The organism is uncultured Dokdonia sp. (assembly GCF_947496725.1).
Taxonomy (GTDB): domain Bacteria; phylum Bacteroidota; class Bacteroidia; order Flavobacteriales; family Flavobacteriaceae; genus Dokdonia.
Window position 1 is genome coordinate 291,239 of sequence record NZ_CANMDS010000005.1, and the last position, 25,044, is coordinate 316,282.

General features: G+C 40.5%; 26 protein-coding genes. 20 read left to right on the forward strand and 6 right to left on the reverse strand.

Features of this window, described 5'->3' with window-relative positions:
• Positions 1 to 44 precede the first annotated feature (44 nt).
• The 12 genes from Q0948_RS12545 to Q0948_RS12600 all read left to right on the forward strand — a co-directional run bounded on the left by Q0948_RS12545 (position 45) and on the right by Q0948_RS12600 (position 11,800).
• Complete coding sequence (locus Q0948_RS12545) at positions 45 to 623, forward strand: TetR/AcrR family transcriptional regulator (protein WP_298353256.1); 579 nt, start codon at positions 45 to 47, stop codon at positions 621 to 623.
• Positions 624 to 761: 138 nt separating this feature from the next.
• Complete coding sequence (gene paaE / locus Q0948_RS12550; RefSeq protein ID WP_298353259.1) at positions 762 to 1,835, forward strand: 1,2-phenylacetyl-CoA epoxidase subunit PaaE; 1,074 nt, start codon at positions 762 to 764, stop codon at positions 1,833 to 1,835.
• A 35-nt stretch (positions 1,836 to 1,870) separates the two neighbouring features.
• Positions 1,871 to 2,833 (forward strand): 1,2-phenylacetyl-CoA epoxidase subunit PaaA, encoded by a 963-nt coding sequence (gene paaA, locus Q0948_RS12555; RefSeq protein ID WP_035327287.1) that lies wholly within the window; start codon positions 1,871 to 1,873, stop codon positions 2,831 to 2,833.
• A gap of 1 nt (position 2,834) precedes the next feature.
• The gene (gene paaB, locus Q0948_RS12560) at positions 2,835 to 3,119 is read left to right on the forward strand and encodes a 1,2-phenylacetyl-CoA epoxidase subunit PaaB (RefSeq protein WP_035327289.1); all 285 of its coding nucleotides are present in this window, start codon (positions 2,835 to 2,837) and stop codon (positions 3,117 to 3,119) included.
• Positions 3,120 to 3,216: 97 nt separating this feature from the next.
• Positions 3,217 to 3,975: a 1,2-phenylacetyl-CoA epoxidase subunit PaaC gene (gene paaC, locus Q0948_RS12565; RefSeq protein WP_298353383.1), complete on the forward strand. Its 759-nt coding sequence runs from the start codon at positions 3,217 to 3,219 to the stop codon at positions 3,973 to 3,975.
• A gap of 89 nt (positions 3,976 to 4,064) precedes the next feature.
• Complete coding sequence (paaD, locus tag Q0948_RS12570) at positions 4,065 to 4,565, forward strand: 1,2-phenylacetyl-CoA epoxidase subunit PaaD (protein WP_298353266.1); 501 nt, start codon at positions 4,065 to 4,067, stop codon at positions 4,563 to 4,565.
• 28 nt (positions 4,566 to 4,593) lie between these two features.
• A complete protein-coding gene (locus tag Q0948_RS12575; RefSeq protein WP_298353269.1) occupies positions 4,594 to 5,373 on the forward strand; it encodes an enoyl-CoA hydratase-related protein in 780 nt (259 codons plus the stop codon).
• 92 nt (positions 5,374 to 5,465) lie between these two features.
• A complete protein-coding gene (locus tag Q0948_RS12580; protein ID WP_298353272.1) occupies positions 5,466 to 6,650 on the forward strand; it encodes a 3-hydroxyacyl-CoA dehydrogenase NAD-binding domain-containing protein in 1,185 nt (394 codons plus the stop codon).
• 13 nt (positions 6,651 to 6,663) lie between these two features.
• A complete protein-coding gene (locus Q0948_RS12585) occupies positions 6,664 to 7,074 on the forward strand; it encodes a hotdog fold thioesterase (RefSeq protein ID WP_038599247.1) in 411 nt (136 codons plus the stop codon).
• Between the two features lie 54 nt (positions 7,075 to 7,128).
• Positions 7,129 to 8,340, forward strand: coding sequence for a 3-oxoadipyl-CoA thiolase (pcaF, locus tag Q0948_RS12590; RefSeq protein WP_298353275.1), 1,212 nt, complete (start codon positions 7,129 to 7,131; stop codon positions 8,338 to 8,340).
• A gap of 117 nt (positions 8,341 to 8,457) precedes the next feature.
• On the forward strand, positions 8,458 to 10,995 hold the full coding sequence (paaZ, locus tag Q0948_RS12595; protein ID WP_298353278.1) for a phenylacetic acid degradation bifunctional protein PaaZ: 2,538 nt from the start codon (positions 8,458 to 8,460) through the stop codon (positions 10,993 to 10,995).
• Positions 10,996 to 11,047: 52 nt separating this feature from the next.
• Positions 11,048 to 11,800, forward strand: a complete 753-nt coding sequence (locus tag Q0948_RS12600; RefSeq protein ID WP_038599258.1) for an enoyl-CoA hydratase/isomerase family protein — start codon at positions 11,048 to 11,050, stop codon at positions 11,798 to 11,800.
• Between the two features lie 16 nt (positions 11,801 to 11,816).
• On the opposite strand, the gene Q0948_RS12605 is transcribed toward Q0948_RS12600, so the two are convergent.
• Complete coding sequence (locus tag Q0948_RS12605) at positions 11,817 to 12,107, reverse strand: hypothetical protein (RefSeq protein WP_298353282.1); 291 nt, start codon at positions 12,105 to 12,107, stop codon at positions 11,817 to 11,819.
• Between the two features lie 91 nt (positions 12,108 to 12,198).
• On the opposite strand from Q0948_RS12605, the gene Q0948_RS12610 reads away from it, so the two are divergent.
• On the forward strand, positions 12,199 to 12,798 hold the full coding sequence (locus Q0948_RS12610) for a transferase hexapeptide repeat family protein (RefSeq protein WP_298353285.1): 600 nt from the start codon (positions 12,199 to 12,201) through the stop codon (positions 12,796 to 12,798).
• On the opposite strand, the gene Q0948_RS12615 is transcribed toward Q0948_RS12610, so the two are convergent.
• Positions 12,795 to 13,265 (reverse strand): Lrp/AsnC family transcriptional regulator, encoded by a 471-nt coding sequence (locus Q0948_RS12615; RefSeq protein ID WP_038599266.1) that lies wholly within the window; start codon positions 13,263 to 13,265, stop codon positions 12,795 to 12,797. The genes Q0948_RS12610 and Q0948_RS12615 overlap by 4 nt on opposite strands.
• 141 nt (positions 13,266 to 13,406) lie before the next feature.
• Between Q0948_RS12615 and Q0948_RS12620 the strand changes: the two genes are divergently transcribed.
• From Q0948_RS12620 to Q0948_RS12630, 3 genes are read left to right on the forward strand one after another with little or no spacing between them, the layout of a single operon-like run.
• Positions 13,407 to 14,726: a dihydrolipoamide acetyltransferase family protein gene (locus Q0948_RS12620; RefSeq protein WP_299231705.1), complete on the forward strand. Its 1,320-nt coding sequence runs from the start codon at positions 13,407 to 13,409 to the stop codon at positions 14,724 to 14,726.
• A 49-nt stretch (positions 14,727 to 14,775) separates the two neighbouring features.
• Positions 14,776 to 15,822 carry a branched-chain amino acid aminotransferase gene (locus tag Q0948_RS12625; protein WP_298353291.1) on the forward strand — a complete coding sequence of 349 codons (1,047 nt, stop codon included), beginning with the start codon at positions 14,776 to 14,778 and terminating at the stop codon, positions 15,820 to 15,822.
• Between the two features lie 35 nt (positions 15,823 to 15,857).
• Entirely contained in the window at positions 15,858 to 17,939 is a 2,082-nt protein-coding gene (locus Q0948_RS12630) for a thiamine pyrophosphate-dependent enzyme (protein ID WP_298353294.1), read from the forward strand.
• A 71-nt stretch (positions 17,940 to 18,010) separates the two neighbouring features.
• Here Q0948_RS12630 and Q0948_RS12635 read toward each other — a convergent pair whose 3' ends face one another.
• The 3 genes from Q0948_RS12635 to Q0948_RS12645 all read right to left on the reverse strand — a co-directional run bounded on the left by Q0948_RS12635 (position 18,011) and on the right by Q0948_RS12645 (position 20,863).
• Positions 18,011 to 18,577, reverse strand: a complete 567-nt coding sequence (locus tag Q0948_RS12635; protein WP_038599275.1) for a DUF4136 domain-containing protein — start codon at positions 18,575 to 18,577, stop codon at positions 18,011 to 18,013.
• Positions 18,578 to 18,588: 11 nt separating this feature from the next.
• Positions 18,589 to 20,574 (reverse strand): urocanate hydratase, encoded by a 1,986-nt coding sequence (locus tag Q0948_RS12640; protein WP_298353298.1) that lies wholly within the window; start codon positions 20,572 to 20,574, stop codon positions 18,589 to 18,591.
• Between the two features lie 115 nt (positions 20,575 to 20,689).
• A complete protein-coding gene (locus Q0948_RS12645) occupies positions 20,690 to 20,863 on the reverse strand; it encodes a DUF5522 domain-containing protein (protein ID WP_298353301.1) in 174 nt (57 codons plus the stop codon).
• 117 nt (positions 20,864 to 20,980) lie between these two features.
• Between Q0948_RS12645 and Q0948_RS12650 the strand changes: the two genes are divergently transcribed.
• From Q0948_RS12650 to hemL, 4 genes are read left to right on the forward strand one after another with little or no spacing between them, the layout of a single operon-like run.
• The gene (locus tag Q0948_RS12650; RefSeq protein WP_038599280.1) at positions 20,981 to 21,307 is read left to right on the forward strand and encodes a hypothetical protein; all 327 of its coding nucleotides are present in this window, start codon (positions 20,981 to 20,983) and stop codon (positions 21,305 to 21,307) included.
• Positions 21,308 to 21,311: 4 nt separating this feature from the next.
• On the forward strand, positions 21,312 to 22,220 hold the full coding sequence (locus Q0948_RS12655; protein ID WP_298353307.1) for a 1-aminocyclopropane-1-carboxylate deaminase/D-cysteine desulfhydrase: 909 nt from the start codon (positions 21,312 to 21,314) through the stop codon (positions 22,218 to 22,220).
• 4 nt (positions 22,221 to 22,224) lie between these two features.
• Positions 22,225 to 23,058: a glucosaminidase domain-containing protein gene (locus Q0948_RS12660; RefSeq protein ID WP_298353310.1), complete on the forward strand. Its 834-nt coding sequence runs from the start codon at positions 22,225 to 22,227 to the stop codon at positions 23,056 to 23,058.
• Positions 23,059 to 23,115: 57 nt separating this feature from the next.
• On the forward strand, positions 23,116 to 24,402 hold the full coding sequence (gene hemL, locus Q0948_RS12665) for a glutamate-1-semialdehyde 2,1-aminomutase (protein WP_298353312.1): 1,287 nt from the start codon (positions 23,116 to 23,118) through the stop codon (positions 24,400 to 24,402).
• 76 nt (positions 24,403 to 24,478) lie between these two features.
• On the opposite strand, the gene Q0948_RS12670 is transcribed toward hemL, so the two are convergent.
• Positions 24,479 to 24,919, reverse strand: coding sequence for a hypothetical protein (locus Q0948_RS12670; RefSeq protein ID WP_298353315.1), 441 nt, complete (start codon positions 24,917 to 24,919; stop codon positions 24,479 to 24,481).
• Positions 24,920 to 25,044: the final 125 nt, after the last annotated feature.

Consider the following 25,044-nt stretch of genomic DNA (forward strand, 5'->3'; position numbering starts at 1 on the left):
TAAGATGTTTTTACAGTTAGTCGTTGTGCATTATCTTGCACATAATGAAATCTACTACGCTTACGCGAAAACAAGAAATCTGTATCACAGCCGCTAGACTTTTCAAACAGAAAGGGTATAGCGCTGTAACAATGCGTGATCTCGCTGCAGAGGTAGGTGTAAAAGCGGCAAGTTTATACAACCACATTGCCTCAAAAGAAGAAATACTTAACGAGGTGATTGTAAACATAGCCGAAAGCTTTACCGAAGGCATACAAGACATACGCCTTGCAGATACAAAAGTGGCAGAAAAACTTGAAGCCGTTATAGCCCAGCACGTGCATCTCACGGCAGATAATCCTTATGGAATGGCATCGCTCAATAATGACTGGATGCACCTAGGAGAGGGCAAAGAAAAGTATCTTGCCTTGCGTAGTGCCTATGAGCAGCACTTTAGAGAAATTATAAAAAAGGGTAAAGCACAAAATGTACTTAAGGATATAGATGAGGAAGTAATTCTCTTTTCAACCTTAGGAACTCTAAGAAATCTCTACCTGTGGATTCCTAAAAAGGCAGATTTACAACGATCAAAGCTCATCGATTCTCTCTGTGAGACCCTACTTAATGGGGTTAAAACTGCATAACTTACTTTTTACTATTATTGAGATACATTTCATAAACCACTATTTATAAGGGGTAACTTGTTGTGCTTTTGTGGTTTATGTTAAATAGTTGTAATATTAACTAACAATCGTTAGTTTTACATAGTTCTAAACTATACTATGGCACTTTTTCATTCTCTAAGAGTAAAAGATATTTATAAAGAAACCACAGACTGTTCTGTTGTAACCTTTGATGTACCTGTAGATCTCTATCAGGATTTTAGTTTTAATGCTGGGCAGCATTTAACTCTTAAAGCCATTATAAATGGAGAAGATGTAAGACGTTCATATAGCCTCTGTTCTAGTCCGCTAGAGCAGCAGTGGAAGGTAGCTGTAAAGCAAATACCTGGAGGACTCTTTTCTACCTATGTAAATGAAGAGTTGCAAGCCGGAGACACACTAGAGGTAATGGCGCCTAGTGGAAAATTTGGAGTGCCCGTAGATACACAAAAGAAAAAAAACTATATAGCCTTTGCAGCAGGAAGTGGTATAACACCTATGCTGTCTATCATAAAGACACATCTAGCAGCAGAGCCAGACGCGACCTTCAAGCTGTTTTATTTGAACCGCACGGTTAAATCTATTATCTTTAAAGAAGAGGTAGAACAGCTTCGTAATCAATATTTTGGGAGATTTGAGATATTTTATTTTCTCACAAAAGAGCAACGAGATATCGAGCTTTTTAACGGTAGATTTAATTCAGAAAAATTACAGACGCTTACTAAAACGCTTATCGATGTAAGCACTACAGATGAGGTTTTTATTTGTGGTCCAGAGGAGATGATTTTCTTAATACGTGATGAGCTAGTTGCTGCTGGATTAGAAAAAGAAAAAGTACACTATGAGCTTTTTGTTACTGGACTCTCAGAAGAAGATAAAAAACGTGCTGCACGACTGGCAGAGCAAAAGGTAGAAGGAGTAGAAGTTACCATTATTGATGGTGGTAAAGAATTTCACTTCACAATGACCGATGAATATGATAATATACTTGACGCAGCACTAGGTGCTGGGGCAGATCTTCCATTTGCTTGTAAAGGAGGAGTGTGTTCTACCTGTAAGTGTAAGGTAGAAGGAGGAAATGTAGAGATGAAAATAAATTATGCGTTAGAAGAAGATGAGGTAGCACAAAACCTAGTATTAAGTTGCCAGGCAGTACCTACAACGGAGCGTGTAAAAGTAAATTTTGATGTTTAAGCTTTCGCGAAAGCGGAAATCTAATACAAATTGCTATGAGTGATAAAGAAGTAAAAAACCTAGAAGATCTTTTTGATGCCCGCATTGCGCGTGACGAAAAGATAGAGCCAAAAGACTGGATGCCTGAGAAGTATCGTAAAACTCACATACGCCAGATAAGCCAGCACGCACATTCTGAAATTGTAGGGATGCTGCCAGAGGGCAACTGGATCTCACGTGCCCCATCGTTACGTCGTAAAGTGGCGTTACTTGCAAAGGTGCAAGATGAGGCAGGTCACGGTTTATACTTATACTCGGCTTGTGAGACTCTAGGTGTATCGCGTGAGGAGTTATATGAGCAACTACACTCTGGTAAGGCAAAGTACTCTTCTATATTTAATTACCCTACGGTTACTTGGGCAGATATGGGAGCGATAGGCTGGCTAGTAGATGGTGCAGCCATTATAAATCAAGTACCGCTTTGTAGTACTTCTTATGGTCCTTACGCACGAGCGATGATTAGAGTGTGTAAAGAAGAGAGTTTTCACCAGCGTCAAGGGTTTGAGATTATGCTTAAACTCTCAAACGGGTCGCAGGAGCAAAAAGATATGGCGCAAGATGCACTTAATAGATGGTGGTGGCCGTCACTTATGATGCTAGGACCTACAGATGCAGAGTCTGTGCACACAGCACAGTCTATGAAATGGAAATTAAAGCGTAAGACTAATGACGAGCTACGCCAGCAATTTATAGATCAAACTGTACCACAAGCAGAGTTGCTTGGACTTACCATACCTGATCCAGATTTAAAATGGAATGAGGAGACAGGGCACTACGATTTTGGAGAAATAGACTGGGATGAGTTCTGGCAAGTAGTAAAAGGTCACGGGCCAAGTAATAAAAAGCGTATGAAAGATAGAGTAGGCGCTTGGGAACGTGGTGAGTGGGTACGTGATGCAGCAATGGCACACGCCAAAAAGAAAGAAGAAAGAAAAAATCAAACTAAGAAAGCAGTCTAGTATGAGCAAAAATTGGCCCCTTTGGGAAGTCTTCGTAAGAAGCAAGAACGGATTGGAGCATAGACACTTTGGAAGTCTACGCGCTGCAGATGCTGAAATGGCAATGGAGAACGCGCGCGATGTATACACACGTCGTAGTGAGGGAGTGAGTATATGGGTAGTAGAAAGTAATAATATCACAGCAAGCAATCCAGAAAATAATGGAGAGCTATTTGAACCAGCTGCAGATAAGGTATACCGTCACCCTACATTTTACGATTTGCCAGATGAGGTAAAACATATGTAATAGTGAAATCGAAATCGAAACTGAAACCCAAAAAATGACGACATCTACTTGAGATGGTCGATCATAGTTTCAATTTCAGTTTTATTTTTAAAAGTTTATTATGAACAAAGATTTATATAACTACATCATAGGTATTGCAGATAACAGCTTGATACTTGGGCAACGTCTGGGAGAATTATGTGGTCACGGACCTAGCTTAGAGACAGATATTGCAGGTACAAACATCTCTTTAGATTTGTTTGGCCAGGTGCGCAGTTATTTTCAATATGCGGCACAAGTCTCGGGTGATGAGAATGCTACAGAAGATACCCTTGCGTTTTTACGTATAGAGAGAGAGTATAAAAACGTGTTACTCGTAGAGCAACCTAATACAGATTTTGCATACACAATCGTACGTCAGTTTTATTTTGATGCCTTTCATCTCTTGTTTCTTAAAGCGTTAGAAACTAGCAAAGATGAGACGCTGGCGGCCATTGCAAAAAAATCCATAAAAGAAGTAAGCTATCACTGGCGCTTCTCATCAGACTGGGTGCGCAGGCTAGGTGACGGTACAGAAGAGAGTCACACTCGTGTGCTTGAAGCTGTAAATGAATTGTGGATGTATACAGATGAGCTTTTTCACCAGACAGAGGCAGATAAGGCTATGATAGCCCAAGGCATAGGAGTAGAAACCTTAGCACTTAAAGAGACCTATTATAAAATGATAGGAGACGTGCTTGAAGAAGCTACATTACCTATTCCAGAAAGTAAGTACTGGCACAAGGGAGGTAAGCAAGGAATACATACAGAGCATATGGGATATATACTTTCAGATATGCAATATATGCAACGCACCTACCCAAATATGGAATGGTAGAGAATTATGAACACAGAATATCGAATTTTGAACATCGAAGTATTACTTCGGCGTTTCATATTTGTTATTCTTTATTCGATATTTAAAAATTGATATTAGAAACGCAAAACATACAACCGCATTTGATCTCAATACTTGAAGGAGTAAGCGATCCAGAGATTCCTGTGTTGTCTATTATGGATATGGGTGTGGTACGCGAGGCAATAGAGCAAGACGGTATTGTACGTGTAAAAATAACACCTACTTACTCCGGTTGCCCTGCAATGGATGTTATAGGAGATGATATTGTTTCCGCTTTCGCGAAAGCGGGAAAAACCGCAAAAATCCAGCTCGTACTCGCTCCGGCCTGGACCACAGACTGGATAACTCCACGTGGTAGAGAAGCGCTTGAAAAATACGGTATTGCAGCACCATTATCTCCAGAAGCAGATAAAGAAGCCTTGCTGGGAAATAAGAAGATAGTAAAATGTACCAACTGTGGCTCTACAGAGACACATCTGGTCAGTCAGTTTGGGTCTACCGCCTGTAAAGCATTGTTTAAATGTGATACGTGCCAAGAACCTTTTGACTATTTTAAATGTTTAAAATAATTCCCGCAGCAGCGGGATTCTTTGTTATATGAGTAGTATACAGAAATCAATAGAGAATGGTGTAGCAACGCTCACCTTTAATCGTCCAGAAGTATTTAATAGTTTTAACCGTGAGATGGCATTCTTACTGCAAGATGAGTTAGATGCTTGTAATAAGGATACACAAGTAAGAGCCATTATTCTCACCGGTAGTGGTAAGGCATTTTGTGCCGGTCAAGATTTAAAAGAAATTACAGATCCAGAATTAAATCCAGGGTTTAAGAAAATACTAGAAGAGCACTACAACCCGATTATAGAAAAAATACGAGCGATTGAAAAACCTATCATTGCTGCTGTAAATGGTGTTGCCGCTGGAGCTGGGGCAAATATTGCACTAGCCTGTGATATTGTTATTGCACACGAGAAGGTGAGTTTTATACAAGCCTTTAGCAAGATAGGACTTGTGCCAGATAGTGCAGGTACGTTTTTCTTGCCTAGGCTCATAGGTTTTGGTAAAGCAAGCGCATTGATGATGCTGGGTGATAAAATCTCTGCAACAGAGGCAGAGAAGATGGGTATGATTTATAAAGTAACTACGCTAGACGAGTTTAATAATACTGTAACTTCGACTGCAATGACACTAGCACAAATGCCTACAAAGGCAATAGGTCTTACAAAGAGATTACTTAATGTATCTATGACTAATAATCTTGAAGATCAACTTGCGCTAGAAGGTAAGTTACAAATAGAAGCATCAGAGAGTGAAGATTTTAAAGAAGGGGTAGATGCTTTTGTAAATAAAAGACGCCCGGTTTTTAAAGGGAAGTAAAGACTGACGAACCGTTTTTATACGAGTGAGAAAAACTTCTGCATTCGATATTCATTAATCGATATTCGGTGTTCAAAAAATAAGCATTGTTAATGATAAAAAACATAGGAATTATAGGCGCTGGTACAATGGGTTCTGGCATTGCTCAAGTAGCTGCAACTGCTGGTTGTGCTGTAAAACTCTTTGATGTAAATCAAGAGGCGCTTGATAAAGCAAAGGCAGCACTAGAAAAAGTACTAAAACGTCTTATAGAGAAGGGACGCATAGACGCCTCAGAAAAAGATAGAATACAAGCTAATATTACGTATGTTACTACGCTTAAAGAGTTAGCAAACGCAGATCTTACCATTGAAGCTATTGTAGAAAATCTTGAGGTCAAGAAAAAAGTATTTCAAGAGTTAGAAACCTACGTTTCTGACACAGCGATAATAGCCTCAAACACCTCAAGTCTTTCTATCGCTTCTATTGCAGCATCATTGCAAAATCCAGAGCGTTGCATCGGGATTCACTTTTTTAATCCTGCGCCGTTAATGAAGCTTGTTGAGGTGATACCTGCGGTACAAACCGCACAAAACGTTTTAGACACTTGCGTTGCCGAAATTACACGTTGGAAAAAAGTTGTAGCCATCGCAAAAGATACTCCAGGGTTTATTGTAAACCGCGTTGCACGACCATTTTATGGGGAGGCGTTACGTATGTATGAAGAAGGTGTGGCAAATTTTGCAACCATAGATGCAGCTATGAAAAGTGTGGGAGGTTTCCGTATGGGACCTTTTGAGTTGATGGATTTTATAGGTAACGATGTAAATTATACGGTTACAGAAACCGTGTTTAATGCCTTTTATCAAGATCCAAGATACAAGCCGTCTTTTACCCAACAGCGATATAGCCAGGCGGGATATCTAGGTCGTAAATCGGGACGCGGTTATTATGATTATAAAAATGTGGAGGCAGATAACGCTTTCGCGAAAGCGTCATCACAAGCAGCAATAGCTACTCAAGATAAGGAAGCAATTTTTGAGCGTATTCTAGTAATGCTTATTAACGAAGCAGCAGATGCCTTGTTCTGGAATGTAGCAAGTGCCGAAGATATAGACAATGCGATGACTAAAGGGGTAAACTACCCAAAAGGGTTACTAGCCTGGGCAGATGAGAAAGGAATAAGCTGGTGTGTGCAAAAAATGGATGCTCTGTATGATGAGTATAGAGAAGATAGATACAGATGCAGCCCACTTTTAAGAAGGATGGAAAAAGAGGGAAAACAATTTTTTGCCTAATCTAGATGCTATTATGACTGGAGCCCAAATACCTTATAAAATGTTATCTCAAGACGCATACAGCAGTTGGCTAGGTATTGAGATTATAGAGGCACAAGTAGGTTTTGTAAAAGTGGGGATGACTATACGCAAGGAGATGCTCAACAGTATGGGCAAGGCTCACGGTGGGATAAGTTACTCCCTGGCAGACACGGCTTTTGGATTTACTGCAAACACGCACGGAAAATATGCCGTGTCTATTGAGACAAGTATAAATCATATAGAAGCTTTAGAAGAAGGAGATTACATCACTGCAGAGGCAACGGTAAACCTCCAGAAAACTAAAGTAGGTTTTAATATTGTTGAAATTAAAAGAGGTGATGAGCTTGTTGCACTTTTTAAAGGGGTAGTTTATCGTACTTCAAAAGATTGGGAAATAGATTAAATAATAAAAAAAGAACTTCGATTTCGACTTCGATTTCGACTTCAATTTCAAAATATGGAAGCATATATCATAGACGGAGTTCGTACTCCTATAGGAAATTATAAAGGAACATTAAGTGCTGTGCGCACAGACGATTTGGGAGCGCAAGTGATACGCGAGGTCGTAAGACGTAACCCAAATATCCCAAAAGAAGCATATGACGATGTGATTATGGGGTGTGCAAATCAGGCTGGAGAAGATAACCGTAATGTAGCGCGTATGAGTTTGCTACTTGCTGGACTACCTTTTACCGTACCTGGAGAGACCGTAAATCGTTTATGTAGTTCTGGACTTTCGGCCATTATACACGCAAACCGAGCTATAAAAGCTGGAGACGGAGACCTATTTATCTCTGGTGGTGTAGAAAATATGACACGTGGCCCGTATGTGATGGCAAAGCCTTCTACAGCTTTTGGTGGTGATAGTAAGATGTATGACTCGACCTTTGGGTGGCGTTTTATTAACCCAAAGATGAAAGAGTTATACGGAGTAGATGGAATGGGAACCACTGCCGAAAATCTTGTAGAAAAATATAACATCTCACGTGAAGATCAAGATGCCTTTGCATATCACAGCCAGATGAAAGCTGCAGCTGCTCAAAAAAGTGGCCGTCTAGCAAAGGAAATTGTTCCTGTAGAAATCCCACAGCGTAAAAAAGATCCCATCATCTTTAAGGATGACGAATTTATAAAACCTAATAGCTCAAAGGAAGTGCTTGCAAAGCTTCGTCCAGCTTTTAAAAAGGAGGGTGGAAGTGTAACTGCGGGTAACAGCTCAGGACTTAATGATGGTGCAGCTGCAACCATTGTAGCAAGTGAAGCTGCTGTAAAAAAATATGGCCTTACACCACTTGCAAGAATTGTAAGTTCTGCAGTGGTAGGAGTCGAGCCACGCATTATGGGAATAGGTCCAGTACAAGCTTCAAACAAGGCGCTTCAAAAAGCAGGTCTTACACTAGAAGATATGGACGTTATAGAACTTAATGAAGCATTTGCCTCACAAGCCCTGGCTTGTATACGTGAGTGGGGACTGGCAGATGATGATGCGAGAATAAACCCTAACGGAGGTTCTATCGCAATAGGTCATCCGCTAGGTGTAACAGGGGCGCGTATTGCATATTCGGCGGCTGTAGAGCTTAAAGAACAAGGAAAACGCTATGCACTTGTGACAATGTGTATAGGCGTAGGTCAAGGCTATGCTGCAGTGATAGAAAATATGGCTGTTTAGTACTATAATTCCTACTCGATTGTAATACGAGGGTAGACCGCTTTCGCGAAAGCAAAAAAAAGAATAACATCGGCGCTGATATCGATTTCAGTTTCCGATTTCAAAAACGAGCGTTTTATGATTTTAGAATCTTATATAAATGGCCATTGGGTAAAAGGTGATGACAGCAATACACGTAATATGTATGACGCCATCACTGGAGATATAATAGGTCTCACAAGTACCGAAGGTTTAGATATTGCCAGTGCATTACAATTTGGACGTGATAATGGAAAGGCGTTACGAGATATGACCTTTCAGCAGCGTGGAAATATGATTAAAAAACTGGCGCTTTACCTTAACAAGCGCAAGGAACAGTTTTATGAGATTAGTTACAAAACCGGAGCAACAAGAGCAGATAGCTGGGTAGATATAGAAGGAGGTTTTGGAAACCTCTTTGCAAATGCTAGCTTGCGTAAGCTCTTTCCAGATCAAAGCTATGCTGTAGAAGGTGATGCAATAGATTTATCAAGAGGAGGGCGTTTTATGGCGCACCATATTTTGGTTCCTAAAAAAGGTGTTGCAGTTCATATTAACGCTTTTAACTTCCCTGTATGGGGTATGTTAGAAAAATGTGCTGTAAACTGGATGGCAGGTATGCCAGCAGTCGTATTGCCAGCACCACAAACCGCATTCTTAACAGAGGCTGTTGTGAGAGAGATTATAAACAGCGGTATATTACCTAAGGGAGCTTTACAATTACTCTCAGGTCTTACAACATCTATACTAGATACCGTAAATAGTCAAGACGTGGTAACCTTTACTGGAAGCGCGCAAACTGGGAGAAAGTTAAAAGTACATCCTCGACTTACAGAAGAGAGTGTGCCTTTTACAATGGAGGCAGATAGTCTTAACGCATCAATACTTGGTCCAGACGCTGTACCGGGTACACCAGAGTTTGCTATTTTTATTAAGGAGGTACGTAAAGAGATTACGTCTAAGTGTGGTCAAAAATGTACGGCAATACGCCGTGTGGTTGTACCAGAAAACTTGATGGAAGATGTGCAGATTGCTCTAGGCAAACAGCTAGAACGCACGGTTATAGGAGATCCAAAATTGCGCGAGGTGAGAATGGGAGCCCTCATTAATAATGACCAGCGTGATGCTATAAAAACGCAAATTGCCAAAATAGCCCAAACAGCAGATATGGTGTATGGATCTACAGATACCATAGATGCGATGGGTGCAGACGGAGCAAAGGGTGCTTTTATGAGCCCTATTGTGATGCGTGAAAATAATCCGTTTAAAAATACGCAGGTGCACGAGATTGAAGCCTTTGGCCCTGTAACGACACTTATGCCATATAACGGTGTGGAGGAAGCTATAGAACTCGCCCAGATGGGTAAGGGGTCTCTTGTGAGTAGTGTGGTTACTGCAGATGACGCTTTCGCGAAAGCGTACACCATAGAAGCAGCATCACACCACGGAAGAATATTAACACTTAACCGCGACAGTGCGCCACAAAGTACGGGTCACGGCTCACCATTACCATTACTGGTACACGGAGGTCCAGGTCGTGCCGGCGGAGGTGAAGAGATGGGAGGAATACGAGGTATAAAACATTATATGCAGCGTTGTGCCGTGCAGGGAAGCCCTACAAGCCTTACGGAAATTACAGGTATCTACCAGCCTAATGGAGATTACAAGGAGGCAGAACAGCATCCTTTTGCATACCATTATGAAGATATTAAACCAGGGATGAGTTTAAAAACTCATAAGCGTACGATTACTGATAATGATATACAGAATTTTGCAAATCTTACCTGGGATCACTTTTATGCACATACGGATATTACAAGTTTAGACGGGAGTATATTTGAGAAAAGAACGGCACACGGTTACTTTATTATTTCGGCTGCTGCAGGATTGTTTGTGTACCCTAACAAAGGTCCGGTGAGTGCAAACTATGGGCTTGAAGATATTCGTTTCTTGAGACCGTTATATCACAATGACACCATCTATGTGCGCCTTACCTGTAAGGAAAAGCGTGAGAGAGATGTGAGCGGTAGGGAACACCCTAGCGGTATTGTAAAATGGTATGTTGAGGTGTATGACGCAGAGCCAGTAGATTATGAAAATGGAAAGACAGATGAAGAGGCAGAGGCGCTAGTAGCAGTGGCGACCATCCTTACAATGGTAGAAAAGAAACAAACTACCTTTGTTGAAATGACAGAGAGTCGCATTGATACTTGTCTCTCAAAACTTAATCAAGATACAAAGCCAGTCTGGGGAACAATGACGCCACAACAAATGGTAGAGCACCTTGAGTTAACCTACCGTATAGCCGCTGGTGAAATACAAGATTTTGAGGTGGCCACACCAGATAAAGTACTTGACAAGGTGGCTGCAACACTCTGGGATTATAATAAAATGCCTAGAGATTATAACTTCCCGCTATATGAAGCAGGAATTCAACCGGCATTACAACACAAAGACCTAGATGAAGCAAAAAAAGCGATGCTAGACGCAAGAAAGGCATATCTAGATTTTTACAAGAAGAATAAAAAGGCAACGACTAACAATGCAGTCTTTGGCGAGCTTAATAAATATGAGTGGTACTTAATGGAGCGCAAGCACCTTAATCACCACTTTGAACAATTTAACCTTATAGATTAATAAACGTATTGCCTGTGATTTTTACAAGCAACGATAATAGTAATTTTACAATATGAGTGATCCACACGTAAAAGAACATATAGAAAACGGAATTTCAACCATTGAGTTTTTTCACCCAGCGCATAATAGTTTACCAGGTGATATACTTGCAAAACTAGCCTTGACTATAAAAGAAGCTGGTGAAAATGATGACGTAAAAGTAATTGTACTTAAATCTGGAGGTGACCGTACTTTTTGTGCAGGAGCAAGTTTTAAGGAGCTTATAAGTATTAACGATAAAGAGACGGGACGTGTGTTTTTCTCGGGCTTTGCAAATGTGATTAATGCAATGCGTAAGTGTCCTAAGTTTATTATAGGTCGCGTGCAAGGTAAAACTGTAGGTGGCGGCGTAGGTGTTGCTAGTGCTACAGACTACTGTATGGCTAGTAAATTTGCCAGTATAAAACTGAGCGAACTAAACATAGGGATAGGCCCTTTTGTAGTAGGTCCCGCTGTAGAGCGTAAATTAGGGCTTACAGGGATGTCTCAAATCGCTATCGATGCAAATACTTTTTATGATGCAGAGTGGGCAAGGCAAAAAGGGCTATATGCACACGTTTATGATAGTACAGAAGAGCTAGATGCTGCCGTACAAGCCACTGCCGAAAATCTTTGCAAGTATAATCCAGAGGCAATGCGTGAGATGAAAAAGATGATGTGGGCTGGTACAGAGCACTGGGATGAGCTACTTGCAGAGCGTGCTGCTATATCTGGAAAACTCGTATTATCAGACTTTACAAAAGAAACCCTCAAACGCTTTAAATAAGCGTTTGAGGATTATATTACTCTACGCGCTCTATACTATGTATAGGGATGAGTGTTCCTTTTTTAAGTATAACATCTTTCTGGGTAACACCCCAAATGGTTGTGTTTACTTTTATAAGACGATTTAATGAATCTCTAAAGTATATGGAGACTTTGTTTTTAAAGAGATTGCCTAAGCGCATAGCTCTTATAAGTGCTAGCGATCTTTTACGTTTTTCGGTCTCGTTATTTATTACTTCTTTATTTGCAAATCGTAATAAGTGAATCCTTTCTTTTGTAGTGTTATATATGCTTGTTTCTCCTTTCATAATCCTTCTCGTTTTTAAATACGTCGTATTTTTATCTTAAAGCTAACAACTCTTTCTATTTTAGAGTTCCATTTTAAAACAACTTTAGCATATGGTCTATTCATTTAAAGGACACATTCCCGTGGTTCACGAGTCTAGTTTTGTGCATCCGCTGGCTGCGGTTACTGGTAATGTAATTATTGGTAAAAATTGCTACATAGGTCCTGGAGCAGCAATACGTGGTGATTGGGGTGAGATCATTCTTGAAGATGGTGTAAACGTACAAGAAAACTGTACTGTGCATATGTTTCCAGGTAAGAGTATACGCTTTCGCGAAAGCGCACATATAGGTCACGGAGCCGTCATACACGGAGCAAACTTAGGGCGTAACTGCTTGATAGGGATGAATAGCGTGATTATGGATGATGCCGTTATAGGTGATGAATGTATAGTAGGTGCAATGGCATTTGTAAAAGCCGAAAGTGTTTTTGAATCTCGCCAGCTCATCGTAGGAAATCCTGCAAAGGCTATTAAAGAGGTTACAGATCAAATGATAGCTTGGAAAACTGCAGGAACAAGGTTATACCAGCAGTTACCAGCAGACTGTCACGAGAGTTTAAGAGAGGTGGAGCCTTTACGAGAGATACCCCTAGACAGATCAGAGCAAGAAGATTTTTATAAAACGCTGCAAGACTTTAGAAAAGAAAACTAAAACAAGGAACTCAAGTCTAGCCTATTAGTTTCCTTACTACTGGATAGTACAATGTGACTTTGTAAATTACCTATGTATGGGAGCAGGGTAAGCTTTGTGATGATAAAGCGCTCATAGGCTTCTATATCTTCAACCACAAGTTTGAGTAGGTAGTCAAAACCTCCACTCACACGGTGACACTCTATTACTTCTGGAAAGCTGTTTATCTCATTTACAAATTTCTCTAGGTAACTACGCGTGTGTCCTTGCAGCGATATAGCGATAAAGACGGTTTGTTTAAGCCCAACTTTTTTTGCATTTATACGAGCAGAGTAGCCATCTATCAATCCTTCTTTTTCTAACTTTTTAATACGTTCAAAAATGGGCGTTGTAGACTTACCTAGCTTTTCTGCTAGGGCTTTTACTGTCTGGTTAGAATCCTCTTGTAGTAATATGAGTAATTGCTGGTCTGTAGCATCTAGTCGCATAATAAATCACTTTATTTAGACTGTAAAGATGAGCTATTTAGAATAAAAAAACAATTAATAAGATAAGATAGTGTTTTATTCTATTATGAAAGTATAAAGTAGATTTTATAAATAAAATTAGCTTATTCTGTAGTAATTTGTATGGATATAGAAATACCTATACTTATGAGCGCTACATCTTTATTAATGCCCAAAATGGGAGAGTCTATCACAGAGGGAACCATCATAAACTGGCTTGTTGCCGAGGGTGAATCTTTTGAAGAAGGCGATATCCTTGTAGAGATTGCTACAGATAAAGTAGATAACGAGGTACCTGCTACCAGCGCAGGAGTGATGCAAAAGCATCTTTATGATGCAAATGCCGTTGTTGCTGTAGGCGAGCCTATCGCAACCTATCTAGCACAAGGAGGAGATGCAGAAAAAGCTATCAACCCTTCAGAAAAGAAAGAATCCCAGCCTATTAAAGCGCAAACATCAAAAAAACAAGCAAAACCAAAAGTAGCACCAGCTAGAAGAGCAATTGTCTCAAACGAGAATGTTTTTGTGAGTCCGCTTATAGATAGTATTGCGCGCAAGCATCATATATCTTATGAAGAAATCGCTAGAATACCTGGTACGGGTACTAAAGGCAGATTAAGAAAGAAAGATATAATGCAATATATAGATGATGGTAGACCATTTCAATTTGCACAGCCAGTAGCTCAACCAGATCCAGATGCTTATAAAATACCAAATCTTAAACTCGATAAGGGTAAAGGTAAAATAGTAGAGATGGACCGTATGCGCCAGATGATTGCAGATCATATGGTCTACAGTAAGCATACCAGCCCGCACGTGACCGCATATGTAGAGGCAGATTTAACAGAGATGGTACAATGGCGCAACGATAATAAGGTTGCCTTTCAAGAAAAACACGGTGAGCGTCTTACGTTTACACCTCTTTTTGTAGAAGCCGTAGCAAAAGCCGTCGAAGAGTTCCCAATGATAAACGTATCTGTAGATGGTAAAAATATCATTGTCAAAGAAGATATAAATATAGGGATGGCGACTGCATTACCCTCTGGAAACTTAATTGTACCAGTAGTAAAAAATGCAAATCAAAAAAACCTTGTAGAAATCGCAGCAGAGGTAAACAGACTTGCGTCACTTGCTAGAGAAAATAAACTAGGAGGTGATGATGTAAAGGGAAGCACCTTTACCATAAGTAACGTAGGGACCTTTGGTAGTGTGATGGGAACACCCATTATAAACCAGCCAGAGGCGGCCATTCTTGCCACAGGGATTATTAAGAAAAGAGCTGAGGTAATGGAACGCCCAGAAGGCGACACCATAGAGATACGCCAGATGATGTACCTGTCTCTAAGTTTTGACCACCGTATAGTAGATGGTTATCTGGGCGGGAGTTTCTTGCGTAAAATAGCAGACCATCTCGAGCAGTTTGATACCACTAGAGCATTATAAAAACCAACCAGCACACCACTGCATAACGCGGCGGTAAAAACCTATTGCTATGAAAATAGAAGTCACAAAAACAACAAATTCTAAACTAGCGAGTATAGATTTTGATAACATCCCACTAGGAAGAACCTTTACAGATCATATGTTTATCTGTGATTATGAAGATGGTAAGTGGCAAAACCCCCGTGTAGAGCCTTTAGCAATGATACCTACACACCCAGCAGCAATGGCGCTTCATTATGGTCAAGCAATTTTTGAAGGGATGAAGAGTACGCTTTCGCGAAAGCGAGAACCCCTACTTTTTAGACCATATGAAAATGCTGCCCGTCTTAACGCGAGTGCAGAGCGTATGGGGATGCCGGCATTTCCAGAAGATCTTTTTGTAGACGGTTTAAAAGCGCTAGTTAGTATGGAGCAAGACTGGATTCCGCCGGTAGATGGTAGTGCATTATACTTAAGACCATTTATGTATGCAGATGAACCTTTTATAGGGATGCGCGCAGCCACTAGTTATAAGTTTATCATCATAGGCTCACCAGCAGGACCATTTTTTACAAAGCCTGTAAAGCTTTGGGCAGAAAAGCATTATATACGTGCTGCCAGTGGAGGAACTGGAGAGGCAAAAGCCGCAGGAAATTATGCTGCCGCCATACGCCCTACAGAGATTGCAAAGTCTAAAGGGTATGATCAAGTGCTATGGCTAGATGCACAAGAGCACGCCTATATACAAGAGGTAGGTACAATGAATATTTTCTTTAAAGTAGATGGCAACTTTATAACGCCTACGCTAGACGGGTCTGTGTTGCACGGTATCACTCGTAAAAGTGTGATAGATGTTTTAAAGCACAAAGGCTATACGGTTACAGAGCGTAAAATATCGATACAAGAAATAAAAGAAGCTGCAGCACAAGGAACGCTTGAAGAAGCTTTTGGTACAGGTACTGCAGTAGGTATTGCTCATATACAAGAAATAGGTTGGGGTGATGATGTAATACCTGTTTCTACAGAGTTCCCTGTAGGTAAGGCGGTAAATGATATGCTTAACGATATCAAAACAGGAGGCGAAGACCCTTTTAACTGGATGACACCGGTACTTTAATAATAGTTTACTACAGCACATTAATACATTGTAAGATGAATAAGGAGGTATTAAAAAAAGCATTTCATAACGTAAGTACGGCGAAAGCACTCACAGAGTTATATGAAGAAAATTTTAAGGTGATATCAAAGTATGTACACGCTACAAGCCGTGGTCACGAGGTGATACAAACCGCTATAGGGATGCAGTTGCAACCACAAGATTATGCTTTTCCTTACTACAGAGATGATAGTATGCTTCTTGCCATAGGGATGAAGCCTTATGAGTTAATGTTACAAGTGCTAGCAAAGAAGGATGATCCATTTTCGGCGGGGCGTACGTATTACTCGCACCCAAGTTTACGAGATGATGATAAGCCTAAAATACCGCACCAGAGTAGTGCTACAGGTATGCAAGCCATACCAGCAACGGGTGTTGCAATGGGTTTTTATTATAAAGAAGGACTTTCTGAAAAGCTGTCGACTGCGCTCAATGAGACAGAAAGTGCAATTTCCAGCACAGAAGCACCTTTTGTAGTTTGCTCACTAGGAGATGCATCTGTGACTGAGGGTGAAATCGCCGAAGCCTTCCAGATGGCAGCGCTCAAGCAGTTACCTATCTTATATTTAGTACAAGATAACGGCTGGGACATCTCTGCAAATGCTGCCGAGACCCGTGCTCAAAATGCATTTGAGTACGCACAAGGTTTTCACGGTCTTGAGGCAGTAACTATAGACGGGACAGATTTTGAAGAGAGTTACACGACGCTCGAGAAGGTCATTAAGACCATCAGGACAGAGCGTAGACCATTTTTAGTACACGCAAAAGTTCCCCTGCTTAATCACCATACCTCTGGCGTGCGTATGGAGTGGTACAGAGATGATTTAGAAGAGGCACAAAGCCGCGACCCGTATCCAAAAATGATTGAGCTACTACTCAATAATGGATTTGATAAAAAAGAGATTGAGGATATGACCGCTTTCGCGAAAGCGGAAGTCCAAAAAGATTTTGACAAAGCACAACAAGCCGAAGATCCCGTTCCAGCAGATTTATTTACACACGACTTTGCTCCCACACCTATCACAGAAGAGCGTGGCGAGCGCTCTCCAAAGGATGGAGAAAAGGTAGTGATGGTAGACTGTGCATTGTTTGCCGTAGAGGAGCTTATGCGTAAACATCCAGAATGCTTGATGTATGGTCAAGATGTAGGAGGTAGACTGGGAGGTGTTTTTAGAGAAGCGGCGACACTTGCTCAAAAATTTGGTGATAATCGCGTTTTTAACACACCTATACAAGAAGCTTTTATCGTAGGGTCTACAGTAGGGATGAGCGCCGTAGGGCTTAAGCCTATCGTAGAAGTTCAATTTGCAGATTATATATGGCCAGGCCTTAATCAACTATTTACAGAGGTGTCTCGATCGTGTTACTTGAGTAATGGTAAATGGCCAGTCTCAATGATTTTGAGAGTACCTATAGGAGCTTATGGTTCTGGAGGGCCGTATCACTCATCTTCTGTTGAGAGTGTGGTGACTAATATACGTGGTCTTAAAATTGCATATCCTTCTAATGGAGCAGACCTTAAAGGACTTCTTAAGGCGGCTTACTATGATCCTAATCCAGTTGTGATTTTTGAGCACAAGGGGCTATACTGGTCTAAGGTAAAAGGAACACAAGGCGCTACATCTGTAATGCCAGATGAAGATTATGTACTTCCTTTTGGGAAAGCAAATGTGCTGCAAGAAATCTGGAAGCAAGAAGATGAAGAAACAATTTCTATCATCACTTACGGTATGGGTGTACACTGGGCTATGAATGCCAGTGCAGAATTAGGATTACAAGATAGCGTTGAGGTGGTAGATTTAAGAACATTACATCCACTAGATTATGAGACGGTATTTAAGTCTGTAAAAAAATGTGCCAAGTGTCTTGTTATAACAGAAGAGCCTTCTAATAATGGCTTTAGTAGAGGACTGCAAGGAAGTATACAAGAAGAATGTTTTCAATATCTAGATGCGCCAGTAATGCTCATAGGATCTGAAAATATGCCAGCAATACCGCTCAATAGTGTGTTAGAACAAACGATGATACCAAGTACTGAGAAGGTAAAGAGAAAGATAGAAGAGTTAATTGCTTACTAGGATGCCTAGCGTGAGTAATAAAAAAAGCACCCAGATGGGTGCTTTTTTTATTGTTGCTATTAAAGTATGAATTAGTTACCTGCAACTTGTGGTGGGTATACTTCCATAATTTCTTGTACGATGAGGTTAATGCGCTCCTCACGTTTGTTTACATCTCCGGATACGAGCGGTGCTGTACCTTGCCCTTGCCATATAAGTTGTTTCTTATTTGCATCTATAAGGTCTATGTACAATGTTCCTTGTGTAGTTCTTGAGACGGTATTGCTATTAAAGCCGTTATTCCATCCCCAAGGGCCGCCCCAGAAGCCGCCTCCCCAGCCCCAACCACCGTTGAAGCCAAAGTTGTTTTGATATACATCCACACGCTCTTTTGCTTTTGTAAAGATGCTTACAAGCACAGCTGGGTTGCTAGATTTTGTAAAACCTTTTGCGAGCATTTGTGCCTCTACGGCGCGTAGCACACGTTTTTTATCAAGATCAGATATCTCTGCTTTATCTATACCTGGCTTGTAGAAGGCAAATGTTTTGTAATCACTAAAGTTTGTGTCTTTGTCGTAGTCTGATGCTACGCGCACAGTGCTACAAGAAGCGAGTAATAATACGGCTCCTAGTAAGGGTAAAAGTCTTAATGCTTTCATAGTAGTTTTTTTTAAATGTTATTAAATAAATCTTCTTCTACAATATTTGGTATGGTGACCTTAAGATTTGGTTCGATTTCCATTGCTCTTTTTATGGCAAAAACAGCACCTTCATTACGAGCCCAACTTCTTCTTGCAATTCCGTTGTTTACATCCCAGAAAAGCATTGATTGTAAGCGTCTTTCGGCTTCCTTACTACCATCAATTACCATACCAAAACCACCATTTACAACTTCGCCCCAGCCTACACCACCACCATTGTGAATACTCACCCAGGTAGCTCCTCTAAAGCTATCACCTATTACATTGTGAATTGCCATATCTGCCGTAAAGCGACTGCCGTCATAAATATTACTCGTCTCGCGGTACGGAGAGTCTGTACCAGATACATCGTGATGATCACGACCTAAAATAACTAATCCTATCTCGTTGCGAGCAATAGCATCGTTAAAGGCTTGTGCAATTTTTGCACGTCCCTCTGCATCTGCATATAGTATACGCGCTTGTGAGCCTACTACGAGCTTGTTTTGTTGTGCACCTTGTATCCAGGTGATGTTATCTTGTAATTGCTGTTGTATTTCTGCTGGAGCATTTACTGCTAGTTCTTCCAGAACAGCGCAGGCTATAGCATCAGTTTTTGCAAGGTCTTCTTCCTTTCCAGAAGCGCAAACCCACCTAAAGGGGCCAAAACCGTAATCAAAACACATAGGTCCCATTATGTCTTGTACATAGCTGGGGTATTTAAAGTCAATGCCATTTTCGGCGAGTACATCTGCTCCTGCACGGCTGGATTCTAGTAAAAAAGCATTTCCGTAATCAAAAAAGTAGGTGCCCTTTGCGGTGTGTGCATTTACTGCTGCGGCGTGACGACAAAGGGTGGTTTTTACGCTTTGGCGAAAGCGCTCTACATCATTTGCCATCATATCATTTGCCTCCTCAACAGTGTATCCCATAGGGTAGTAACCACCAGCCCAAGGATTATGTAAAGAGGTCTGATCGCTACCTATATCAATCTTTATATTGTGCTCATCAAAGGCCTCCCATACTTCTACCACATTACCGTGATATGCGATGGAGACCGTCTCCTTATCAAGTTGTGCCTGCTGTACACGGGTAACGAGAGCTGTTGTGTTGTCAATTATTTCATCTACCCATCCTTGTGAGTGCCTAGTGTGTACCGCTTTTTTATTTACCTCTGCACATATAGTGATACAGCCTGCAATATTACCAGCCTTAGGTTGCGCCCCAGACATACCGCCTAGGCCAGAAGTGACAAAAATCCCTCCCTTGGGTGGTTTACCTATTTTTCTAAAGGCGTTAAGAACGGTAATTGTGGTGCCGTGTACAATGCCTTGAGGACCTATGTACATATAACTGCCAGCCGTCATCTGGCCGTACTGGGTGACGCCTAGTGCGTTGTATTTTTCCCAGTCGTCTGGCTTACTATAGTTAGGAATCATCATCCCGTTTGTGACAACTACTCTAGGTGCTTCTTTGTGAGATGGGAACAAGCCCATAGGGTGACCAGAGTACATAACCAGCGTTTGCTCATCTGTCATCTGAGCGAGGTATTGCATCGTGAGGCGATACTGAGCCCAGTTTGAAAAAACTGCTCCATTACCACCATAAGTGATAAGCTCTAGCGGGTGCTGTGCCACAGCGTGATCGAGATTGTTTTGAATCATAAGCATAATAGCTGCCGCTTGCTTAGATTGAGCCGGATATTCTTCTATAGGTCTCGCATATATTTTATATTCTGGCGCAAAACGATACATATAAATGCGGCCATACGTTTCTAGTTCATTTTTGAATTCAGGTAATAGTGTTGCGTGATGCTGGGGTTCAAAATAGCGCAGGGCGTTTTGAAGTGCTAGTTTCTCTTCACTAGGAGAGAGTATCTTTTTTCTTTTTGGGGCGTGGTTTATAGCTGGGTCATATTCCTTTTGTGTAGGAAGTACTGCAGGAATCCCTTCAAGTATTTGTTGTTGAAATGTCATAAGTAGTGATATTAAGTAAGTACTAGTTTAAAAACTCTTACTCACACACTATGGATAACGTATATCTACTCTATGGTAGCTTCTATAAACACACTTACGATATAAGAGTAGCAGTCTATCCATTTTGAGTATTTGTCTTTTTACTATAGCCATAAGGGCAATGACGGCAGCCACTCTCACAACAGTATCCTCTTTTGAGATGATACTGTTCTGTAAAACATCTATAACCTTCTGGCGTTAAGTAATAGTCGCCGTCTTCTATAGGGATATGTTTTTTTAAGTAAGACATATACAAAGATAAGGATACGGCACAAACTTTGAATACAGCTTAACCTGTTAACAATGCGGTAGATAAATATATGGCTGGCGTTGTTTTTTAAAAAAGATATTAAAGTACTTTTGACCTATGTTTTTTGTTGTAAATAAATACTTGTTGCGCAGGCGCTTTGTGGGAGTTACACTCTGGCCATTTATTGTGATGCGCACACCAGATCTTAAAAAGGATGAGGTATTTATTAATCACGAAAAAATACACATAAGACAACAAGCCGAGATGCTGGTGATTCCTTTCTTTATATGGTATGCAATAGAGTACCTATATAGGCTTATACAGTATAGAGATAATTATGTGGCATATCTTAATATAAGTTTTGAGCGAGAGGCTTATGCTCGTGAGTGTGAAATTAATTATCTTAGAGAACGCCCGTTCTGGAGCTTTATAGCTTATTTATAAACTTGTGAATTTTACTTCAAAAAATCAATTTGTCTTTGAGCAAAATGGCTGTACGCTTTTCATAAAGCGTGAGGATGAGTTACACCCCACCGTTTCTGGTAATAAGTTTAGAAAGCTTAAGTATAACCTACTTCAAGCCAGAGCGCTTGGGCACGATACATTGCTCACCTTTGGTGGTGCATACTCAAATCATATTGCTGCTACCGCGGCGGCGGGTAAACTAGAAGGGTTTAAAACCGTAGGTGTTATAAGAGGTGAGGAGTTGGGCCGTGATCTTAAAAAAACACTAGCTCAAAACCCTACGCTTGCATTTGCTCACTCTTGTGGGATGGAATTTTATTTTGTTACTAGGGCTGAGTATAAGGAGAAAGATAAATTACGCTTTCGCGAAAGAGTAAAAAAAACCTTTAACAACCCATTTATTATACCCGAAGGAGGGACAAATGTACTTGCAATAAAAGGGTGTGAAGAGATTCTAACTACAGAGGATAGTCAGTTTGATTATATAAGTTGCCCTGTAGGAACGGCAGGTACGATATCTGGCATCATAAATAGTGCAGGTAAACACCAAAAGGTACTGGGCTTTCCCGCGCTAAAAGGAGATTGGGTACGTGATGAGGTAGCACAATATGTGGATAGTGAGCAATGGGAAATCATAGCCGACTATCATTGTGGAGGATATGCAAAAGTAAATAGAGAGTTAATCACTTTTATAAATGACTTTAAGGATGCATACAGCATTCCGCTTGATCCTGTGTATACGGGTAAGATGCTTTTTGGGCTTTCAGACTTGATGAATCGTGGGTATTTCCCAGAGAATTCTCGTATTTTAGCCATTCATACGGGAGGTTTACAGGGCATCTCGGGTATGAATACTCGACTTGCAAAAAAGGGACTCCCACTCATACAATAGATTTATGTTAAAAAGAATATTAGTCGTTCTAGTAATAGGATTGCTCTCAGTAGGTTGTGGGGGTTCAAAAAAAGCAACACGTAGTACAAAACGTGTAAAAAAGACACGTACTGTTGTAAGAACAAATTCTGAGCTCGACGTAGAGGAAGCTGCAACACCAGATGATAATCTTGATAATGGTGTAAATCCTGTACCAAAAGGTGGAGTAGATGGTTATATAGAGCAATATGCTACCATAGCAAAAGAAGAGATGGAGCTTTACGGCATACCAGCTTCTATCACGCTGGCACAAGGAATTCTAGAGTCTGGAGCAGGAAAAGGAGAGCTTGTACAAAAGGCAAATAATCATTTTGGTATAAAATGTCACGACTGGAAAGGTCAAAAAGTATATCACGATGACGATACACAAGGCGAGTGTTTTAGAAAATATAGCTTACCAAAATTCTCATATAGAGATCACTCTTTATTCTTAACTGGACGCAAGCGATACACAGACCTCTTTAAACTTCCAAAAGACGATTATGAAGGGTGGGCAAAAGGACTACGTAGAGCAGGATATGCTACAGATAAAAAGTATCCTCAAAAATTAATAAGTCTCATAGAACGTTATAAACTTTATACCTATGATGGTGAAGTGCTAGGTAAAGCTGTAGAAGATTATGATAAGGTTACAGATAATAACAACCAGCATACAGTAAGAAAGGGAGAAACACTTTTTCGACTAGCAAAGAAGTATAAAGTTACCGTAGATGACCTTAAGAAATGGAATGGTATCGATGGCGATAACATCTTTGAAGGACAGGTGATATACATCAAGCCTTTTGATAGAGGTTACTAGATAATTGTCACAAACGTAGAATAAAGAAACACTCTAGCGGAGTGAAACATACAGCATATGATTTATAAAAGAAGTAGTGAGTTATTTGTAGCGGCTCAAAAAGTAATACCAGGTGGAGTAAACAGCCCAGTAAGAGCTTTTAAATCTGTAGGTGGCGACCCTGTTTTTGTAAAAGAAGCAAAAGGAGCTTATTTATATGACGAAGATGGTCGCAAGCTTATAGACTATATCGCATCTTGGGGGCCTATGATACTAGGTCACGCACATAAGCCTGTGGTAGATGCCGTAGTACAAAAAGCTCAAAAAGGAACCTCTTTTGGAATGCCTACAGAGATAGAGACAAAAATAGCAGAGCTTGCTATCTCAATGGTGCCAGGTATAGATAAAATACGATTTGTAAATAGTGGTACAGAGGCTTGTATGAGTGCTGTACGACTTGCGAGAGGGTTTTCTGGAAGAGAGAAAATTATAAAATTTGCAGGTTGCTATCACGGTCACTCTGACTCGTTTTTAATACAAGCAGGTAGTGGGGCAGTGACTTTTGGCTCTCCTAATAGTCCGGGAGTAACTACAGGTACGGCAAAAGATACTTTACTAGCAGACTATAATAATCTTGATCAAGTAAAAGCGCTTTTTGCAGCAAACCCTGGAGAGATTGCAGCCATTATCATAGAGCCTGTTGCAGGTAATATGGGGTGCATACTCCCAGCCGAAGGTTTCTTACAAGGACTTCGTGAGCTATGTGATGAAAATGGTGCCTTACTTATATTTGATGAGGTGATGACAGGTTTTCGTCTTGCAAAGGGAGGTGTTCAAGAACTTATGGATGTAAGAGCAGATATTGTAACCTTTGGAAAAGTAATAGGAGGTGGTCTGCCTGTAGGAGCATTTGCAGCTCGAGCAGAGATTATGAGTCACCTCGCACCAGAAGGCCCAGTTTACCAAGCCGGTACACTTAGTGGTAACCCGCTAGCGATGGCAGCAGGTCTTGCAATGCTTACAGAACTTAATGAGAACCCAGAAGTATTTACAAGCCTTAAAGACAAGACCGAGTATCTACATAAAGGTATAGAACAGGCACTTACAGAAAGTGGTGTAACATTTACAATAAATAGACTAGGCTCTATGATCTCTGTGCACTTTGCAAAAGACGGTGTAGTAGATTTTAAAACAGCGGCAGCTGGGGATAATGATACCTTTAAAAAATTCTTTCACGGTTTACTTGCAGAGGGTATATATATAGCACCTAGTGCTTATGAGAGCTGGTTTTTAAACGATGCACTGTCTTATCAAGATCTTGATGATACAATTGCTGCTGTAGCAAAGGTGAGTAAAACCTTATAAGTTTACATAAAAAAGAAAACGGCATCCTAACTAAAGGATGCCGTTCTCAAACCAAATTAATCAATCAATAAAAACATTATTTACCACGCTGGCCTCTACCACGTTTGCCACCGCGTCTTCCTTCACCTTTGCGCTTTGCGCTCATCTTCTTAAACTGCTTAAATTGGTCTTCAGATAAGATACTTTGCATCTCTTGTTGCATAGCTATTTGTTTATCTAGACGTTCATTTGTCTTAGCAAATTTTTGCTCTTTTGTAAGCTCAGGTTTTTCTGTTTGAGCTTTGCGAGCTTCCATCGCTTGCTTGCGGTCTTTTGCTTGTGCAAGTAGTACGTTATACACTTTTTTAGACTGGTTATTGTCTAGAGCAAGTGCTAGGGTCATTTTCTTAGTTTTAAGCGTAGCCATTTGTTCTACAGTAAGGTCTTTTCCTTTTCTGTCTTCTCCGCCTCTTGGTCCTCTTTGTGCAGACATTGATATAGTAGCTAGTACTAAAAATGCCATTATTAACTTTTTCATATTCTTTATTTTTTTAATTACTGAACACTTATATGACTGTGTAAAATGCACAAAGTTTAATCCATTTTTATTTTTAGGATTTATTTGTGATTTGTTACGCTTTCGCGAAAGCGTATATATCTTCA

Coding starts and splice junctions, on each gene's coding strand:
- Q0948_RS12545 (WP_298353256.1), top strand. CDS start 45: ATGAAATCTACTACGCTTACGCGAAAACAAGAAATCTGTATCACAGCC.
- paaE (WP_298353259.1), top strand. CDS start 762: ATGGCACTTTTTCATTCTCTAAGAGTAAAAGATATTTATAAAGAAACC.
- paaA (WP_035327287.1), top strand. CDS start 1,871: ATGAGTGATAAAGAAGTAAAAAACCTAGAAGATCTTTTTGATGCCCGC.
- paaB (WP_035327289.1), top strand. CDS start 2,835: ATGAGCAAAAATTGGCCCCTTTGGGAAGTCTTCGTAAGAAGCAAGAAC.
- Q0948_RS12575 (WP_298353269.1), top strand. CDS start 4,594: ATGAGTAGTATACAGAAATCAATAGAGAATGGTGTAGCAACGCTCACC.
- Q0948_RS12580 (WP_298353272.1), top strand. CDS start 5,466: ATGATAAAAAACATAGGAATTATAGGCGCTGGTACAATGGGTTCTGGC.
- Q0948_RS12585 (WP_038599247.1), top strand. CDS start 6,664: ATGACTGGAGCCCAAATACCTTATAAAATGTTATCTCAAGACGCATAC.
- pcaF (WP_298353275.1), top strand. CDS start 7,129: ATGGAAGCATATATCATAGACGGAGTTCGTACTCCTATAGGAAATTAT.
- paaZ (WP_298353278.1), top strand. CDS start 8,458: ATGATTTTAGAATCTTATATAAATGGCCATTGGGTAAAAGGTGATGAC.
- Q0948_RS12600 (WP_038599258.1), top strand. CDS start 11,048: ATGAGTGATCCACACGTAAAAGAACATATAGAAAACGGAATTTCAACC.
- Q0948_RS12605 (WP_298353282.1), bottom strand. CDS start 12,107: ATGAAAGGAGAAACAAGCATATATAACACTACAAAAGAAAGGATTCAC.
- Q0948_RS12610 (WP_298353285.1), top strand. CDS start 12,199: ATGGTCTATTCATTTAAAGGACACATTCCCGTGGTTCACGAGTCTAGT.
- Q0948_RS12615 (WP_038599266.1), bottom strand. CDS start 13,265: ATGCGACTAGATGCTACAGACCAGCAATTACTCATATTACTACAAGAG.
- Q0948_RS12620 (WP_299231705.1), top strand. CDS start 13,407: ATGGATATAGAAATACCTATACTTATGAGCGCTACATCTTTATTAATG.
- Q0948_RS12625 (WP_298353291.1), top strand. CDS start 14,776: ATGAAAATAGAAGTCACAAAAACAACAAATTCTAAACTAGCGAGTATA.
- Q0948_RS12630 (WP_298353294.1), top strand. CDS start 15,858: ATGAATAAGGAGGTATTAAAAAAAGCATTTCATAACGTAAGTACGGCG.
- Q0948_RS12635 (WP_038599275.1), bottom strand. CDS start 18,577: ATGAAAGCATTAAGACTTTTACCCTTACTAGGAGCCGTATTATTACTC.
- Q0948_RS12640 (WP_298353298.1), bottom strand. CDS start 20,574: ATGACATTTCAACAACAAATACTTGAAGGGATTCCTGCAGTACTTCCT.
- Q0948_RS12645 (WP_298353301.1), bottom strand. CDS start 20,863: ATGTCTTACTTAAAAAAACATATCCCTATAGAAGACGGCGACTATTAC.
- Q0948_RS12650 (WP_038599280.1), top strand. CDS start 20,981: ATGTTTTTTGTTGTAAATAAATACTTGTTGCGCAGGCGCTTTGTGGGA.
- Q0948_RS12660 (WP_298353310.1), top strand. CDS start 22,225: ATGTTAAAAAGAATATTAGTCGTTCTAGTAATAGGATTGCTCTCAGTA.
- hemL (WP_298353312.1), top strand. CDS start 23,116: ATGATTTATAAAAGAAGTAGTGAGTTATTTGTAGCGGCTCAAAAAGTA.
- Q0948_RS12670 (WP_298353315.1), bottom strand. CDS start 24,919: ATGAAAAAGTTAATAATGGCATTTTTAGTACTAGCTACTATATCAATG.